The 16,544-nt window shown below is 60.9% G+C and carries 13 protein-coding genes; all 13 read right to left on the minus strand.

Features of this window, described 5'->3' with window-relative positions; translation table 11 throughout:
- Window positions 1–23: 23 nt before the first annotated feature.
- The 13 genes from XALGPE39_RS06045 to XALGPE39_RS06105 all read right to left on the minus strand — a co-directional run bounded on the left by XALGPE39_RS06045 (window position 24) and on the right by XALGPE39_RS06105 (window position 16,540).
- The gene (locus tag XALGPE39_RS06045; RefSeq protein ID WP_045727402.1) at window positions 24–404 is read right to left on the minus strand and encodes a hypothetical protein; all 381 of its coding nucleotides are present in this window, start codon (window positions 402–404) and stop codon (window positions 24–26) included.
- 179 nt (window positions 405–583) lie between these two features.
- Window positions 584–1,078, minus strand: a complete 495-nt coding sequence (locus tag XALGPE39_RS06050; RefSeq protein WP_045727403.1) for a chemotaxis protein CheW — start codon at window positions 1,076–1,078, stop codon at window positions 584–586.
- 108 nt (window positions 1,079–1,186) lie between these two features.
- Window positions 1,187–1,981: a flagellar brake protein gene (locus tag XALGPE39_RS06055; protein ID WP_045727404.1), complete on the minus strand. Its 795-nt coding sequence runs from the start codon at window positions 1,979–1,981 to the stop codon at window positions 1,187–1,189.
- 322 nt (window positions 1,982–2,303) lie between these two features.
- Window positions 2,304–4,787 (minus strand): methyl-accepting chemotaxis protein, encoded by a 2,484-nt coding sequence (locus XALGPE39_RS06060; RefSeq protein ID WP_045727405.1) that lies wholly within the window; start codon window positions 4,785–4,787, stop codon window positions 2,304–2,306.
- A 541-nt stretch (window positions 4,788–5,328) separates the two neighbouring features.
- Window positions 5,329–7,581: a methyl-accepting chemotaxis protein gene (locus tag XALGPE39_RS06065; protein WP_045727406.1), complete on the minus strand. Its 2,253-nt coding sequence runs from the start codon at window positions 7,579–7,581 to the stop codon at window positions 5,329–5,331.
- Between the two features lie 489 nt (window positions 7,582–8,070).
- Complete coding sequence (locus XALGPE39_RS06070; protein ID WP_045727407.1) at window positions 8,071–10,071, minus strand: chemotaxis protein CheA; 2,001 nt, start codon at window positions 10,069–10,071, stop codon at window positions 8,071–8,073.
- 30 nt (window positions 10,072–10,101) lie between these two features.
- The gene (locus tag XALGPE39_RS06075) at window positions 10,102–10,467 is read right to left on the minus strand and encodes a response regulator (protein ID WP_012915881.1); all 366 of its coding nucleotides are present in this window, start codon (window positions 10,465–10,467) and stop codon (window positions 10,102–10,104) included.
- Window positions 10,464–10,772: an STAS domain-containing protein gene (locus XALGPE39_RS06080; RefSeq protein ID WP_045727408.1), complete on the minus strand. Its 309-nt coding sequence runs from the start codon at window positions 10,770–10,772 to the stop codon at window positions 10,464–10,466. The genes XALGPE39_RS06075 and XALGPE39_RS06080 overlap by 4 nt, the downstream gene beginning before the upstream one ends.
- A 109-nt stretch (window positions 10,773–10,881) precedes the next feature.
- Window positions 10,882–12,093, minus strand: coding sequence for a chemotaxis protein CheW (locus XALGPE39_RS06085; protein ID WP_045727409.1), 1,212 nt, complete (start codon window positions 12,091–12,093; stop codon window positions 10,882–10,884).
- Window positions 12,090–12,872, minus strand: coding sequence for a ParA family protein (locus tag XALGPE39_RS06090; protein ID WP_045727410.1), 783 nt, complete (start codon window positions 12,870–12,872; stop codon window positions 12,090–12,092). The genes XALGPE39_RS06085 and XALGPE39_RS06090 overlap by 4 nt, the downstream gene beginning before the upstream one ends.
- A gap of 4 nt (window positions 12,873–12,876) precedes the next feature.
- Entirely contained in the window at window positions 12,877–13,815 is a 939-nt protein-coding gene (gene motD, locus XALGPE39_RS06095; RefSeq protein ID WP_045727411.1) for a flagellar motor protein MotD, read from the minus strand.
- A 7-nt stretch (window positions 13,816–13,822) separates the two neighbouring features.
- Window positions 13,823–14,563 carry a flagellar motor protein gene (locus XALGPE39_RS06100; protein ID WP_045727412.1) on the minus strand — a complete coding sequence of 247 codons (741 nt, stop codon included), beginning with the start codon at window positions 14,561–14,563 and terminating at the stop codon, window positions 13,823–13,825.
- Window positions 14,564–14,785: 222 nt separating this feature from the next.
- Window positions 14,786–16,540 (minus strand): chemotaxis protein CheA, encoded by a 1,755-nt coding sequence (locus XALGPE39_RS06105; protein WP_045727413.1) that lies wholly within the window; start codon window positions 16,538–16,540, stop codon window positions 14,786–14,788.
- Between the last annotated feature and the right edge of the window lie 4 nt (window positions 16,541–16,544).

Genomic DNA, 16,544 nt, shown 5'->3' on the forward strand with positions numbered 1-16,544 from the left:
CCCAGCACGGTGATGCACAGTGGTTATTTGATGGTTGCCAACTTCAAGCTAGAGGGAGCGCTGACCTGAATTTCCGCGCGCGAGCTGTCGCGTTCGATCTTGCCGATCACGCACACATCCTTGCCTTCCAAGGCTTCCGGCGGAAAGCTGAACTTGCTGCGATCAGCGCCAGCGATCCGTGCGGAAAAGGTGTGGCGTGGAAACATGCCGCCCATGTACAAAAAAGTGGGTTCGCCCTCGGAATTCTGCGCATATTTTGCCTTCTCGACCTTGCCGCAGACCATGCCGTCCTTGCCGACGAACTTGGTCGCCATTTCCGGCGGAATCATCTGCTGAGATTGGGCAAAGGCGCTGGGGCTGGCGGCGAGTAGAAGGACCAAAAGCAGCGGCAGGTTCGATTTCATAGAACGATTCCTTGAGGGCGATGGATGAAGTAATGGTGATATGAGTCAGCCACTCTTCAGCTATCGGCAACTTTTCTATGAACTTGATTCACTCAAATGATATGCAGTTCGCACTTCAAATGAAAACCCGCCATTGCGGCGGGTCGGAGTGGGGGAGGCTGGAACGGCTGCTTGATGGATCAGGCAGCTTCCTCGATATGCTGTATATGCTGGCCGAATTCGGCGCTGTCTAGTAGGGTTTCGATGTCCAGCAGGATCAACATCCGGTCGTCTTGAGTGCCGATGCCGGAGATGAAGCGGGTGTCTACCGCTGCACCGAACTCTGGAGTCGGACGGATCTGTTCTTCGTTCAGTGGAATCACGTCCGAGACGCTATCCACGACGATACCGACCACGCGGTCCACGACGTTGAGCACGATCATGACGGTAAAGGCATCGTAGCGCGCTTCCTTGAGTCGCAGCTTCAGCCGCAGGTCGATCACCGGGACGATGGTGCCGCGCAGGTTGATAACGCCCTTGATGTACTCCGGCGCATCCGGGACCCGGGTGACCGAATCGTAACCGCGGATTTCCTGTACTTTCAGAATATCCACGCCGTAGTGCTCTTCACCGAGCGTGAAGCTGAGAAATTCGCCGCCTGTGGCGCCGGAATTGGAGGTATTTTTTTCGTTCATCGTGTGCTCCTGGTGCGCACGGAATTGCGGTGGGCGGGGAAATGGAATCGTGACTTATCCGTAGATCGGCGTGCTGCCCCAGAACTTTAGCGATGCTGTGCCGCCCATTCAGGGCAGCGTGCCGCTCTTGCGGGCGTTGCGTTGGCGCTCGATGCGGAAAATGTACCGTTGGATCGCCGCATCCGCGCCGCGCGGCAGGTCGACAAAGCGCACCCCGAGCCGTAGCGTTTCCTGCCCGTTGGCCAGCTTGGAGGTGTACATATTGCAGACCTCCAGGGTCAGTCGGATCGCAGGGGTGTCAGGTAACTGCAACTCGCAGCCTTTGTAGCTCTGTTGCAACTCCGGTAGCGATTGATTCGGTGCAATGGTCATGGAGAGCGCGACCGCAAGACCGCCGTTGCTGATGTCCAGCACGCGCAGTAACAGTTCAGTTTCCGGGTTGGCTTCGTCCAGGCGCAGGATGCACATCGGTGATTCGGTCACCGGCGTTTCGAGGCGGAAATGCTCGCGGCGTTGCAGGTAATAGAGCGAGTCGGGCAATGGGGCGCGGAATCCGCCGATGCCATCCACCTCGACCCGTTCCTGGTTCTGGACGCGAAAACGCACGCGCACTTTGTCCAACTGAGCGAAGCACAACAGGTATTGCGCCTGTTCGGCTGCTTGGTTGCAGGCATCGTTGACGCTGAGATCCAGCAATAAGCTGTCCTCGTCCAGAGCCAGCAGTGCGGTCGAGAAAGACTGGTCGCGGCCGCTCAGGTGTGCGCTGACCTGTGATCGTTGGTTGATCAAGGAGTGCAGCAACTGGCGAATCTGCCGCTTGTTGGTGAGCATGAAGCGATCGTCCGCCTCCTCCTCTTCCGGCGAAGATGGGAGGGGGGCATCGCTGGAATTACCTTCGGCCATGGTGGGAAGTGCGTGCTCTGGTAGGGTGGGACGGCGCATTTTTGACTGCCATAGGTATGCTATCGGCTGAGTATGGCGTTTTTGTAGATCGCGCGCGTTATCTGGGCAGTGCTGGCTGGGCGTGAGCATTCGGTAGATTGCGGCCGATGCTACGTTGGTTGTCTGGTTTTCCATCGCGCGTAATGGCGCTGTCTCTCTCCACGAGCCGGGCATCCGATGGGATGGCCCGGTCTATGTAGTCGATTATCTGCGTGATTGGCAGTGCTAGCACCCACACGGCACGGTGTACGCACCGCCTTGGCTACGCTTGTCCTCAGCCGAGTTAGCACATTGCTTCGGCAGTGGCACGCATCTGTGGCCTGGCCGGAGTCACCGTAATCTTGAACAGCGACACAGCCTGGCTCAACTGGCCAGCCTGTTCTTCCATGGAGCGTGCGGCGGCTGTTGCTTCCTCCACTAGGGCGGCGTTCTGTTGCGTGCTCTCGTCCATCTGTGCAACGGTCCGGTTCACCTGTTCGATGCCGGCAGATTGTTCCTGCGAGGCGGCGGCAATTTCGCCCATGATGTCGGTGACGCGTTGTACCGAGGCGACGATCTCCTGCATGGTCTTGCCGGCCTGCTCGACTAGCGTGGAGCCCTCGGCGACGCGGCCGACCGAGTCGTCGATCAATCCCTTGATCTCCTTGGCGGCATTGGCCGAGCGCTGGGCCAAGGTACGCACTTCGCTGGCCACAACGGCGAAACCGCGGCCTTGTTCGCCGGCACGCGCGGCTTCCACCGCCGCATTCAAGGCCAGGATATTGGTCTGGAAGGCGATGCCGTCGATGACACTGATGATGTCGGCGATTTTCTTGGACGAGGCTTCGATACCGCTCATGGTCTGTACCACCTTGCTGACCACCGCACCACCTTGCGAGGCGACCGAGGTGGCGCCGACTGCCAACTGATTGGCTTGCCGCGCGTTTTCCGCGTTCTGTTTGACGGTGGAAGTCAGTTCTTCCATCGAAGCGGCGGTTTCCTCCAGGCTTGCAGCCTGCTGCTCGGTGCGGTGGGAAAGGTCATCGTTACCGGTGGCGATTTCGGTGGAGGCAGCGTTGATGCTGAGCGCCGCGTTCTGAATGCGGCCGACCATGGCCGCCAACTGTGCGGTGGTGGCATTGGCATCGTCGCGCATGGCGGCGAACACACCCTTGAAATCGCCGTGCATGCGTGCGGTGAGATCGCCGGCTGCGATTGCTTTTAGTAATCTCGACAGCGCCTGTAGGTTGCCGTCGGCGGTGCCCATCAACTGGTTGAGGCTCTCGACCATGGCGCGGAAGTCGTACTGGAAGCGTTCTGTTTCGCCACGCACGCTGAAATCGCCGGCGGCTGCGGCGCCAGCCAGATGCTTGATCTCATGATTCATGGCGGTCAGGTTCTGCTTGACCTTATCCATGGTATCGGTGAGTACCGCTTTTTCACCTGGGAGGCGGTCCATGTCTTCTGACAGATCGCCGATAGCGTAGCGGCCCATGATTTGCGCCATGCGCATTTTGACCATGACATGCGCGCCCACCAGCATGTTGCTGTCGTGGACCATGCGGCCGTAATCGCCTGGGAAGGCATGTGCGTCCATGCGGTAGCTGATCTGCCCCGCATCGTGGCGCTTGGCCATTTCTGCCTGTGCGGCAAGAACATCACGCAACTGCTGTTGCATACGTTGCATGTAGGCGAGCAGTTGTCCGCTTTCGTCTCGGCTAGGAACCGTGATTTCGGCGTCCATGCGACCTTCGGCGATATCGGCGGCGACAGTTGCGGCACGTCGTACATTCCGCGTTAGCGCACTCAAGGTTTTTATCCACACCGCTGCAATCAGCAGGGTCAGCAGGCCCAAACCGGCAATCGCCCCCCACATCGCTTGACGCGATGCATCCAGATGCCGTTGCGACTGTTCTTGTAAGGCTTGCAAGGAGGTGATGCTTAATTCACGCAGGGCTTCGTCCCACCCATGCAATGCTTGGTTCCACTGCTGGTCGGCATCGGCTGTCTTGCTGTTGAGCGCTTCTTCGAGTTTGGGTAAGGCCTGCTCGGCCACTTGCGCTTCTTTCGCCTCAGCCTGCGCTAGCGCCGGATTTGGCTGTTCGAGTAGGCCGATCGCTTTCTTCAGTTCATGTTGGAACCTTGCGTGGTCGTGCTCGAGTTCGCCGATTTGTGCCTTTAGCAAGGGGGCGTCGCCGCTTGCCTTGGAAGGATCTTCTAGCGCCTCCAGGCGTGTGAGTGTCTCGCTGGTGTTGGGCGCATCGATCAAGCTGGCGACCACCAAGTGATAGCTTTCCACATAAGGTGTATAGACCAATTTGCTTTCGTCGCGCAGGGCATCCAATGCATCGGCTGCTTGTTTAGACTCCGCGACGGTATCGTTGCGTCGCGTCTGCAACGTTTGCTCCAGCAGCTTCAGCTCCTTGCTCGTTTGCTCGAATCCTTCCATCTCTGTCAGGGTATGCTGCAGTTCGCGCAAGGATCCATCCGTGCTTTGCGCGGCTTTGCTCGCATCGGCACCGTTCTTTGCCTGCTCGGTTTGTAGTGCATCCAGCAACCCCAGCATCTGCCGCAGCGGAGCATAGCTGCGCAGTTCATCGCGGCTGACCTGTACGTTCTCGTTGAGAGTGCTGGTGTAGAGAACCAAAGGAATCGCCAGGCCGATCAGCGCCAGAATGCCGACCAGACTCAGTTTGCGGGCGATAGGAAGGTCTTGCCAGGTCCGTAATAGCGGATTGCGGTCCGAGGCGATCAATGTCGTACTAGTGGTGAGGCGTGACGTCGTCATTGCAAGAGATCTCTTGGCTTTTACGAAAAAACACATGCGATAAGCCTCAGATCACAAGCACCGGACAAGGACTGGGGCCGGTTCATCGGCATATCCAAGCAGGTTACGAGGGCATTCCAGCCGCAGTCAGCGTTATCCGCAGTTTCCCTAACGGCAAACTGGGCAAATTCTGAACCTGTGACGGCGGTGGAGTTATTCCGCGTTAGGGATGGCCTGTCGCAGTCGATGCGCATGCGCGCGGTAGGCGACGGATGTGTCGCCAGAGCATGCGAGGGCGTATGGTTGCTCGGAAGTATGGCGGCGCGAGCAAGCGCCCTTGCGTGGTTTAACAGTGCCGAGAATCCCATCGCCGCAGTTTCTAGCCCAGAGATGCTACTGCGTTGCGTAAAACCGACGTTCTACCGACATGTGATGCTGGTGTCATCCAGCACAGTACGGGGAGGTACTGTGGTGATTGTCCTGGTGGAAGGATGCTGTTGTCGTAATCGCCGCATTGCCAGGGTTGGTCGTCATGCCGTCGTCGGCATGACGACCAACTGGATCAGAACTCCTGCCACTGCTTGTCGTCACCTGCGGGTGCAACCTGCTTGGTGGGCCGATGTGCGACACGGGCAGGCGTCTTGTACGGGGGCTTGGCTGCCTGCGTTATCGCCTTGGACGCGATGCTGCTCGGTCGGCGTGGGGCAGTCGCCGACCCGGTGCTGTCGATCTTGAACAGGGCCACGGTATTGGTGAGTTCTCCTGCCTGTTCTTCCATCGAGCGTGCGGCGGCGGTGGCTTCCTCGACCAGTGCGGCGTTCTGCTGGGTGGCTTCGTCCATCTGGTTCACGGTCTGGTTGACCTGCTCGATGCCAGCGGATTGTTCCTGCGAGGCAGCGGAGATTTCGCTCATGATGTCGGTCACGCGCTTCACCGAGGCGACGATCTCCTCCATGGTCTTGCCGGCCTGATCGACAAGCGCCGAGCCTTCGGCGACGCGGCCGACCGAGTCGTCGATCAGGTCCTTGATCTCCTTGGCGGCACTGGCCGAACGCTGGGCGAGGGTACGTACTTCGCTGGCGACCACGGCGAAACCGCGCCCTTGTTCGCCGGCACGGGCCGCTTCTACGGCTGCATTCAAGGCCAGGATATTGGTCTGGAACGCGATGCCGTCGATGACGCTGATGATGTCGGCGATTTTCTTCGAGGAGGTCTCGATGCCGTTCATGGTCTGAACCACTTGACCGACCACGGCACCGCCTTGCGAGGCAACCGAGGCGGCACCGATGGCAAGTTGGTTGGCCTGACGCGCGTTTTCGGCATTCTGCTTGACGGTGGAGGTCAGTTCTTCCATCGAGGCAGCGGTTTCCTCCAGGCTGGCGGCCTGCTGCTCGGTGCGGCGCGATAGGTCGTCGTTGCCGGTGGCGATTTCGCTGGAGGCGGCATTGATACTCGTGGCGGCGGTCTGGATGCGGCCGACGATATTGGTCAATTGGTCGGCGGTGGTATTGGCGTCGTCGCGCATCTGAGCGAATACGCCCTGGAAGTCGCCGTGCATGCGTGCGGTGAGATCGCCAGCGGCGATGGACTGCAGCAGTGCCGAGAGTTTGCCCAGGTTACTGTCACTGACCTGCATCATGGCATTGAGGTCCTGCACCATCAGCCGGAAATCGTGCTGGAACTGCTCGGCGTTGCCACGTGCACTGAAGTCGCCAGCGGCGGCGGCGGCGGCCAGTCGCTTGATTTCGGTGTTGATCGCCAGCAGGCTGGCCTTGGCTGCATCCATGGATTGGTGCAGGACGGCCCGGCTGCCGGGCAGGCGACGTGCGTCGCGGCGCAGGTCGCCGTTGGCATATTCGTTGAGCACGGCGATGGCATCGACGATGGCATCGAGATGCTCGAACATCATGGTGTTGATGCCCTTGCTCAGCTCGCCGTAGACGCCGGGGAAATCGATAGGCATGCGATGCGTCATGTCCTTGTCGGCATGCAGTTCGATCATGCGCGCGGTTTCGCTGGAGAAGCGCTGCAATTGTTGCTGCATGGCGTCCATGGCGACCAACAGGCGGCCGGGTTCATCGCGCGCGTCGGTGGCGACGTGGTTGTCCAAGCGGCCGTTGGCGATGGCCTCGGCGGCGCGGGTGGCGCGGCTGAGCGGCTCAGTGAGGCTGCGGGTGATCGCCCAGGCCAGCAGGCTGCTGATGACCAGTACCGCCACGCCACCGGCGATGAGCATGTTGCGACCGTTGGCCATCGCCTGACCCGCGTTGGCGTAGGCGACTTTCATCTGCGCTTCCTGCAATTGTGCAATTTCGCGGATCTTCGCCTGCCATACCAGGATGGCGGGGCGTGCGCGTTCGCTCAGCAGGGTTTGTGCTTCCATATTGCGGTCTGCCATGCCAAGCGCGATGACCTTCTCGTCTATCTCACGCGCAGCATCTTGTGCCGCATCGATGTCCGCGCGCAGCTTCACCACGCGTTGGCTGTCTGCGGGGAAACTATCCAGCTCTTTGCGCAGATCGTTATAGCGCTGGCGATTTTTCTTGATATCGGCCAATGCCAGCGGATTGAGTTCTGGCCTTGTCACCATCGCCAAGGTGCCCATGGAGATGAGGATGCCGGAATTGGCATCGACCATGCCATTGCTGATCCGGGTTTTCTCCACATTCACCTTGACGATGCTATCCAACTGCTTGCGTGCATTGGAGATGGAAAATACCCCTCCGACGACCAGCAAGCACGAGAGCAGGATCAGCACACCGAAAGCTCCCCCGAGCCGGTGGCCGACGTTGTAGCGTTGTAGAAACGAATTCATTGGATGCCTTCTTGAAAAAATAGATGGCGAATGACGTAGGTTTCTACGTGCTCGCCAGGAGTCTGGCTGGGTGCTGGTCGTTCAATGCAGCATGAATCGAACGACACCTTGCAAGGTTGCGTACTGTGTTCGAGTGGCCCTCGCCACGTGTGCGTAGGTGATGGGATACAGCGCTTTGCTTCAGCGAATGGAGCGTTTGTCGTGCAGGCCGATCCCATCTGAAGCGCCGATGGCGTGGTTCATTTGGTAGACAAATTCGCTGCGAACCGAATATCGGCGGCTCCGGCGAAATCTTGAGTGTTGCTCTTGTCGTCGCAGCCCGCTAGCGCGGTGCCGCGTTCGTTCGAGCACCTTGGCCGCTTCGATGGGGTGGTGTTAGTGGTGATGGAGGGCCATATAAGCAAAAGCCCCGGCAGTTTTGCCGGGGCGTGTGGTGTGGTGTGGTGCATGGGGCGCTCGGGAGGCGATTGGGCCTGGGAAAGCGTTGACTCAGGCCGCTTGTTGCACTCGCAGCGAGCGGACCAGACCGCCGATATCCACGATCAACGCCACGCGGCCGTCGCCGAGAATCGTCGCACCGGAGATTCCGCTGATGCGGCGGTAGTTGTTCTCGATATTCTTGACAACCACCTGCTGTTGACCGACCAGTTCGTCCACTTCCAGTGCCAACTTCTGTCCATCGGCTTCCACGACCACCACCAGTGGCTCGCTCTGCGGGTTTCCACCAAAGCCATAGGAGTCGCTGAGCGATAGGATCGGCAGGTATTCGCCGCGGACCCGAAGCACCCGGCCTTCGCCTGCCATGCTGCGAATATCGTCGGCCTGCGGTTGTAGCGCTTCGATGACGTAGGCAAGTGGCAGGATCAGGGTTTCGCCGGCGACCGAGACGGTCATGCCGTCCAGAATCGCCAATGTCAGCGGCAAGCGGATCAGCACGCGGGTGCCGCGACCGAATTCGCTTTCCAATTGCACTTCGCCGCCCAGGCCCTGGATATTACGCCGGACCACGTCCATGCCCACGCCACGTCCGGACAGGTCGGTGACCGCATCGGCGGTGGAGAAACCAGGAGCGAAAATCAGATCCCAGACCTGCGCGTCGCTCGGATTATCCGGCACGGTCAAGCCACGTTCGGTGGCCTTGGCCAGGATGCGATTGCGGTTGAGGCCGGCGCCGTCGTCGCTGACTTCGATGACGATATGTCCACCCTGATGAGACGCCGCCAGGGTGATGGTGCCGGTCTCGTCCTTGCCAGCGGCCCGACGGGCTTCCGGCATTTCCAGGCCGTGGTCGATCGAGTTGCGCACCAAGTGCACCAGCGGATCGGCGATTTTTTCGATCAGGCCCTTGTCCAGCTCGGTGCCTTCGCCGATGGTGCGCAGGCGTACCTGTTTGCCCAGGCGCGAGGAGAGGTCGCGGACCAGACGCGGGAAACGGCGGAATACCGCATCCACCGGCAGCATGCGCACGCCGATGACCGCTTCTTGCAGGTCGCGGGTATTACGTTCGAGCAGATCCAGGCCGGCAAACAAGCGCTCGGCGGCGGCGGGATCCAAGCCACTGGAAACCTGCTTGAGCATGGCTTGGGTGATAACCAGTTCACCGACCAAATTGATCAACGCATCGACCTTATCGACGCTGACGCGGATCGAGCTTTCCGCTTCCTGCGCGGCGGCGGCGTTGCCGGCGGGCGCATTGGCGGCAACCGTGGCCGCCGGTGTTGCGGTGGCCGCAGCCGGTGCCGGAGTCAGCACAGGCGCCGGTGCGGTGGCCAGACTCGGCGGTGGCACGGCGCGGATATCCAGTTCGCAATCGTCGATCACCCAGGCAAAGGTGTTTTCGATCGCGCTGCGCGGGATTTTGCCGACCAGGCCAAGATCCCATGCCATGTAGGCTTCCAGCGGATCGAGATCGGCGAAGCTGGGCAGGCGGCCTTCACGGCATGCAACCTGTAGCGGGCCGAGATGTTCGAGTTCGCGGATGATACGTAACGGATCGTTGCCGCTCATGAACAGCGACGGCGACGGGGTAAAGCCGATCTGCCAGGCTTCCGGTTCGGCGGCCTGATTTGCGGCCGGCGTCGCGGTGGTCGGTGCGACGTCTTTGCCGTTCAGTGCGCGCTGTAGGCGGTCGTGGACAGCCTTGACGGCAGCCGGGTCGGCAGCAACCCCGTGTTCGGCTTCGCGTAGCAGCGCACGCAGTACGTCTACCGATCCAAGGATGGCGTCGATTGCGTTCGCTTCGACTTCGCGCTTGCCGGCGCGCAGCTCATCGAGCAGCGTTTCTAGGACGTGGGTGAGTCCGGCCATTGCTTCGAAGCCGAACGTGGCGGCACCACCCTTGATCGAGTGCGCGGCGCGAAACACCGAATTGATGGTTTCGGGGTCGCGGTTGCCTTCTTCTAACGACAGCAATCCGGCCTCCATCGCGTCCAGCCCTTCGCGGCTTTCCTCGAAGAAGGTGGCGTGGAAGCGTTGCAGGTCCATGCTCATAGGGAGGGGATCCGGAAAAGAGAGAGAAAATCAGCCCAGAACTTTCTGAACGGTGGCGATCAGTTGTTCGGGGTTGAACGGCTTGACCAGCCAGCCAGTGGCGCCGGCGGCTTTGCCTTCGGATTTTTTTTCTGCCGCCGATTCGGTGGTCAGCATCAGCATTGGGGTGAACTTGTAGTCCGGTAACTGGCGCAGTTCGCGGATCAAGCTGATACCGTCCATGTTCGGCATGTTGACGTCGGTGACCACCGCGTTGAAGCGCTGGCCCTTGGCGCGACCCAAGGCGACCTGGCCGTCCTCTGCTTCTTCGACAGCGTAGCCGGCCGAGGTGAGGGCAAACGAGACCATTTGGCGCATTGACGCCGAATCGTCCACTACCAAGATACGTGCGCTCATGCAGCGTTCTCCACAGATTTCAAATTTTCAGAGGTGGCAGGAAGGCCCAGCGATTCGCTGACCCCTAATAGGCGTGCCGCGTCGCTGAAGGTCGCGGTGCAGGCCTCGAATTCAGTGCGTTTGCCTTCTTTGCGGCGTGCATCCACGAACGCGCACAGAACCTGCACGGAAGCAGTGTGGATGCGGCGGACTTGGCTGGCATCCAGCCGCAACACCTCGTCCGACGTCAGGAACGTGGTGAGGCGTTGTTTCAGGTCTGCGCTGATCTCGATGCCCAGATCCTCGCCAAGTGGGACTGTGCTCATCATTACTCCGCACGAATGGTTCTATCGAAGGTAACGGCCGTGGCTTGAAAAGCTTTAGGCGGCATATGGAAAGTGCGGTGTAGTCTGCAGTTTCTATTTATTTTTTCGCTCAATGCAACAGTTGTTCAGCGTCGAGCAAGATCATCGGGTGCTGCGTCAGTCGCGCGACGCCGCGGAAAAGATGGTTGGAAATACGGCAGATACGGGCATTGTCCGGTGGTTCGATCTCATGATCGGTCAAGCTGGCGACGTCCTCGACAGCCGATACGCGCAGGCCCAGAGTTTCGCCACTTTCTTCCAGCACCACGACCCGCGTCTGCATGTCCATTTCGATTGGTGCCGATCCCAGGTGCAGTCCCAGATCCAGGACCGGCACCACCTGGCCGCGCAGGTTCATGATGCCTAGCATCGATGGTGCCGTACCACGCAGTGCCAGTAGCGGCACCGGTAGTACGACTTCTTGCACTTTCAGTAGCTCCAGTGCGTAGGCCTGTTCGCCGCAGCGTAGACGTAGCCAACGCGTGCTACGTTCGGTCGCGCGCTCGGGGACGGTGGCCGAGCCCTGTGGCAGGGACGGTGCCATGAACGCTTGTAGGTTGGGCGTCAGCCGCGTTGCGCCGGCTTTTGCGCGTTCGGCTTCGGCGCGACGCTCCGGTGGCACCGCCATCGCTGGGCGCTTGACGGCGCGTGTGCTGGCGGCATCGTCCTCGGCGGCAAGATCGCGCGCAACAGTGGAACGTTGTCGTTCCATCGCTGCCACTGCTTCTAGATCGGCCTGACGGTCGGCGTTGGGTGCCTGCTGCGACATGATGCCGGCCAGTGCGGGGTCTGAATCGGCTTCGGCCAGGACGGCGGCGGCGATTTGCTCCGGGGTTGGGCCGGTCGGCGCAGGCGTCGGTGCCTGCTGCGACATGATGCCGGCCAGTGCGGGGTCTGAATCGGCTTCGGCCAGGACGGCGGCAGCGATTTGCTCTGGGGTTGGACCTGTCGGTGCTGGCGTTAGCGCCTGCTGCGACATGATGCCGGCCAGTGCGGGGTCTGAATCGGCTTCGGCCAGGACGGCGGCGGCGATTTGCTCCGGGGTTGGGCCGGTCGGTGCTGGCGTCGGCGCCTGCTGCGACATGATGCCGGCCAATGCGGGGTCTGAATCGGCTTCGGCCAGGACTGCGGCAGCGATTTGTTCGGGGGTCGGACCGGCTGGCATGGGCGTTGTCGTATTAGCAGTAGCCGCTGAGAGCGGTGATGTGACGTTCTGCGCTTCGCTGGTCGTGTCGTGCAACAGACCTTCCAGATAGTCGTCGATGATGTTTGGAGTACTCATGCGGCTTGTTCCATCAGCGTCGCGTCGTTGAGCAGCAGCCATTCCAGCGCGCGCCGATAAGCGGCCAGGCCGCGACCGGGATAGTCGCCGCCACCGCTCGCGATGGTCAGTGCCTTGACGTTACAGATCTTGGTGTCTACCGGAATCGCGTCTTCCCACACCCGTTCGCCATAGCTGTCTTGCATCTGTCGCAGGGTTTCGTTGCCGGCGCGGGTGCGCTTGTCGAACAGCGTCGGCAGGATCGATGCGGGTAGGGGGCGGCGACGCGAACGCTCGACCATGTCCACGGTGCGGACCATGCTGGCCAAGCCGTGCAGTGCGAGCGGCTCGGCTTGCGTGGGAATGATCACGCGATCGGCAGCGGCCAGTGCGTTGATCATCAATAGGCCCAGGGTCGGAGGGCAGTCGAGCAAAATGTAATCGTGCTGTCCGGCATGTCGGGCCATGGCCTGCTGTAACGCCAGACCTAATCCCGGCTGGTTGGCGCTGCGTCGCTCCAGCGTGGCCAGCGCGGTCTGCCCGCAGACGAAGCTCAGGCGTTCGATCGCGGTGGTGTGGGCAAGCGTGGAGAGTTCACTGGATGGGGTGGAAAACAGATCCACCACGCCAGCCGGTTGCGGTTCCTGGGGCACATCGAACGCTCTGGTCAGCGATGCGTGCGGATCGAGATCGAGCATCAACACGCGATGGCCGAGCATGGACAGGCCACGGCCCAGTGCCAGCGTGCTTGTCGTTTTACCCACGCCACCTTTTTGGTTGGCAATCGCCCAGATACGCATCAGTTCACTCCTTCAATGTCAGCAGGGACTGCCCGGGGGCTGTCGGCGCTGCCGTGGCGGGGGTTGTCGAGGTGGTCGGCGCTGCACCGGCGCTGAAACGCTCTAGTGTCGATGGCGCGTTATTCGTGCTATCACCGGAATCGGCCAAAATGACCAGCACCACGCGTCGGTTGGCGTTGCGTCCGCTTGCGGTATCGTTGCTGGTATGCGGGCGGAATTGGCCATAGCCGATCATCGATAGTCGAGAGGGTTGCAGGCCCTGGTCGGCGAGCAGATGCACCACACTGGCCGCGCGCGCCGCCGAGAGTTCCCAGTTGGATGGGAACTGTGCGGTGGCGATCGGTGTGTTGTCGGTATAGCCCTCCACGCGCACGCCGTTAGGGACGCTCGCCAATACCTGCGCTAGCTGTGCCAAGGTCGCATGTGCGCTCTGATCCAACGTTGCAGAGCCGGAGCCGAACAGGATGTCGCTGTTGATCTCCACTTCGATCCACAGCCCGGAGCGGTGTACGTTGATCAGTTTTTTCTGGATCAGTGGTGACAGTGCGGCGTCAAGGCGCTCGGCAATGCGGTCGAGCTGTTGTTGCGCGCGTCGCAGTTGCTGTTCGTCACGTAGCGCATCGGCTGGGCGTGGCAGCGACGTTGCTAGCAGCCGGTTCGGATCGGCAATGGACAGCGCCGGGCTGGATCGGATGGGTGTCGGTCGCGTGTTGCCCTGGCCTTGCATCGGCTGCTCGCCCACCTGCACCGGATGCATGGTCTGCTCGGTGCCACCGAAGGCTGCGTTCATCGCGCTTGCCATGACCCGATATTTGGCCGCGTTGACCGTGGACAACGCGTACATCACCACGAAGAAAGCGAGCAGCAACGTCATCAGGTCGGCGTATGGGATGGCCCATGCCTCGTGATTGGTGTGCTCGTCGTGGGAATGTTTGCGGGCCATGTCGGACTCAATGCAGGAATCCGGCCAGTTTCGATTCGATGTTGCGCGGATTCTCGCCCTTGGCAATGGCGATCAATCCTTCGATGAGCATTTCCTGCTCGCCGCTGCTGTGCTTGATCACGCTCTTGAGTTTGCTGGCCATCGGCAGGAACAGCAGGTTGGCCGAAGCAATACCGTAGATGGTGGCGGTGAAGGCAGCGGCGATACCCAGGCCGAGCTTGCTCGGGTCAGCGAGATTTTTCATGACAGCGATCAGCCCCAGCACGGCGCCGATGATGCCCAGAGTCGGAGCGTAGATGCCCATGCCCTCGAACACCTTGGCGGCGGCTAGATCGCGGTGGGCCTGACCTTCCAGGTCGATCTCCAGCATGTGTCGGATGGCGTCGGGTTCGACGCCGTCCACCAGCATCTGTAGTCCCTTGCGGACGAATGGATCCTGTTGCTGCGGCAGTTCCTGCTCCAGGCCGAGCAAGCCCTGGCGTCGTGCAATATTGCTCCACTCCACGATCTGTTGCAGTACCGCCTGACGGTCGCTCGGTGGCGGCAGCAGGATCCACTTCGCAATTTTGAACGCGCGCTGGAACACCGCCGGTGGTGTTTGCACAAGAATTGCCGCAAAGGTCCCCACGATCACGATGACGAACGCAGCCGGCGACCACAACGCCGAAATCCCGGCGCCTTTGAGGATGCTGCCGCCGATCAGCGAAATGATCGCCAGCAGCAGGCCGATGAGACTGAGTTTGTCCATGCAGGAGGTATCGGCAAGGGAGCGGGGGACTTAATGGGCAGCCGGGATTGGAGACGTGCGCGAAACGAAATGTGACAGCACACAAATACAAGTATTCGAGGTAAAAAGTGCAAATATCCTTGGCAGGACGTTGCGATGGCTTCTTCAACGTGTTGCGGTTTGTTTCATCAACGCGTTTGACAATGGTTTGGATAAGGGCGGCACTGTTGCCGTCCCGAACCCTTAGCTTTTCAGGCCATCCACATCCAGGATCAATGCCAGGCGGCCATCGCCGATCAGGGTGGCACCGGCATACCCTTGCAGGCCGCGCAGGGCGCGCGGTAGCGGTTTGATGACCACCTCCTCGCGACCGCGAACCTGGTCCACCACCAGACCCATACGCGATTCACCAGCTTGCAGCACCACGATGGTCAGTAGTGGCAGTTGTGGGGCATCGACGTTGAGCCACTGGCGCAGATCCACCAACGGCAGCGTATGCGATTGCCGGTCGAGTACGGCGCGGCCGTCGAACCAGCCCAGCGAGCGGCGTGGCGCATGCAGTACTTCGACCACGCGCGCCAAGGGCAGTGCATAGACACTATCGCCGGCCTGCACCAGCAGGGTTGGCAAGATCGCCAGGGTCAGTGGCACGCGGATCAGGAAGCGGCTGCCGCGGCCCAACTCGGATTGGATCTGGATTTGTCCGCTGAGTTCGCGGATGCGCGACTGCACCACATCCATGCCGACACCACGGCCGGAAATGTCGGTGACCTCGGATTTGGTCGAGAAGCCAGGCAGGAACACCAGATGCAGGCACTCCTCGGTACTCAGTCGTGCAGCGGCTTCCGGATCGATCAAGCCCTTTTCGCGCGCCTTGGTACGCAACCGCTCCGGATCGATGCCGGCACCGTCGTCTTGCACCTCGATGGTGACGTAGTCGCCTTCTTGTTGTGCAGACAGGCGCACATGGCCGCCACGCGGCTTGCCGGTGGCTTCGCGTAGCGCGGGCGCCTCGATGCCATGGTCGATCGCGTTGCGCACCAAATGGACCAGCGGATCGGCCAATGCCTCGACCAGATTACGGTCCAGTTCGGTGTCGGCACCGATCAGTTCCAATTCCACTTCTTTCTGCAAAGAACGGGCAACGTCGCGCGCGACCTTCGGAAAGCGCGAGAACACCTTGCCCACCGGTTGCATGCGTGTGCGCATGACTGCCGATTGCAGCCGCGCGGTGGCGATATCCAACGTGCTCACTGCACGATCCAGCTCTTCGTCGCGCAAGCGCGCACGCAGTGTCTTGAGTCGATTGCGCGATAACACCAGCTCGCCGATCATGTTGACGATGGCGTCAAGGCGTTTGGTGTCCACGCGCACGGTTTGTTCGGGTTCGCTCGCCTTTGCCGCAACGCCCGGCTTGGCTGCCGCTGCTGGCGCGTTGGACTTGGGAGTTGGTGCTGGCGCAAGTTGTGGCTTGGCCGCAGGCGCGGCACCGCCGTGTAGATTGTCGAGTAGGGCTTCGAATTCGTCGTCGCTGATCAGGTCCGAATCGGCACCATTTCCTCCAACCGGCATACTGCTCTTGCTGGCTGTTGCAGCGGGGGGGGGCGTTGCGGCTCCCTCGTCACCTGCGGCGAATTGCGCGATCAATTGTGCCGGGGCGCGTGGTGGCTCGTTGCCGCTACCGAACGCATCGAGCATCGATTGCAGGTAGTCCAGCGATTGTTGTGCGGCGTCGAAGTGACGCGCTTCCAGTGTGGCCTGGCCAGCGCGGGCCATGCCCAGGGTCTCTTCGGCGGCATGGCACAACTCGACCATGGCGTTGATCGACAAGAAACCGGCGCCGCCCTTGAGGGTGTGGAAGCCTCGGAATACGGCGTTGAGCTGGCTGCTGTCATCAGGCGCCTGTTCCAGCGACACCAACTGTTCGCCTAGGCGGTCCAGGATTTCCTGGGCCTCGATGATGAAGTCGGCAGCGATGTCGTCTGATACGGCGCTCATACGA

Origin of the sequence: Xanthomonas sp. GPE 39 (assembly GCF_000963005.1) — a bacterium.
GTDB lineage: Bacteria > Pseudomonadota > Gammaproteobacteria > Xanthomonadales > Xanthomonadaceae > Xanthomonas_A.

Bases quoted from the DNA above. Each gene is read 5' to 3' on its own strand.
- XALGPE39_RS06045 (WP_045727402.1), bottom strand. From the start codon at position 404: ATGAAATCGAACCTGCCGCTGCTTTTGGTCCTTCTACTCGCCGCCAGC.
- XALGPE39_RS06050 (WP_045727403.1), bottom strand. From the start codon at position 1,078: ATGAACGAAAAAAATACCTCCAATTCCGGCGCCACAGGCGGCGAATTT.
- XALGPE39_RS06055 (WP_045727404.1), bottom strand. From the start codon at position 1,981: ATGGCCGAAGGTAATTCCAGCGATGCCCCCCTCCCATCTTCGCCGGAA.
- XALGPE39_RS06060 (WP_045727405.1), bottom strand. From the start codon at position 4,787: ATGACGACGTCACGCCTCACCACTAGTACGACATTGATCGCCTCGGAC.
- XALGPE39_RS06065 (WP_045727406.1), bottom strand. From the start codon at position 7,581: ATGAATTCGTTTCTACAACGCTACAACGTCGGCCACCGGCTCGGGGGA.
- XALGPE39_RS06070 (WP_045727407.1), bottom strand. From the start codon at position 10,071: ATGAGCATGGACCTGCAACGCTTCCACGCCACCTTCTTCGAGGAAAGC.
- XALGPE39_RS06075 (WP_012915881.1), bottom strand. From the start codon at position 10,467: ATGAGCGCACGTATCTTGGTAGTGGACGATTCGGCGTCAATGCGCCAA.
- XALGPE39_RS06080 (WP_045727408.1), bottom strand. From the start codon at position 10,772: ATGAGCACAGTCCCACTTGGCGAGGATCTGGGCATCGAGATCAGCGCA.
- XALGPE39_RS06085 (WP_045727409.1), bottom strand. From the start codon at position 12,093: ATGAGTACTCCAAACATCATCGACGACTATCTGGAAGGTCTGTTGCAC.
- XALGPE39_RS06090 (WP_045727410.1), bottom strand. From the start codon at position 12,872: ATGCGTATCTGGGCGATTGCCAACCAAAAAGGTGGCGTGGGTAAAACG.
- motD (WP_045727411.1), bottom strand. From the start codon at position 13,815: ATGGCCCGCAAACATTCCCACGACGAGCACACCAATCACGAGGCATGG.
- XALGPE39_RS06100 (WP_045727412.1), bottom strand. From the start codon at position 14,563: ATGGACAAACTCAGTCTCATCGGCCTGCTGCTGGCGATCATTTCGCTG.
- XALGPE39_RS06105 (WP_045727413.1), bottom strand. From the start codon at position 16,540: ATGAGCGCCGTATCAGACGACATCGCTGCCGACTTCATCATCGAGGCC.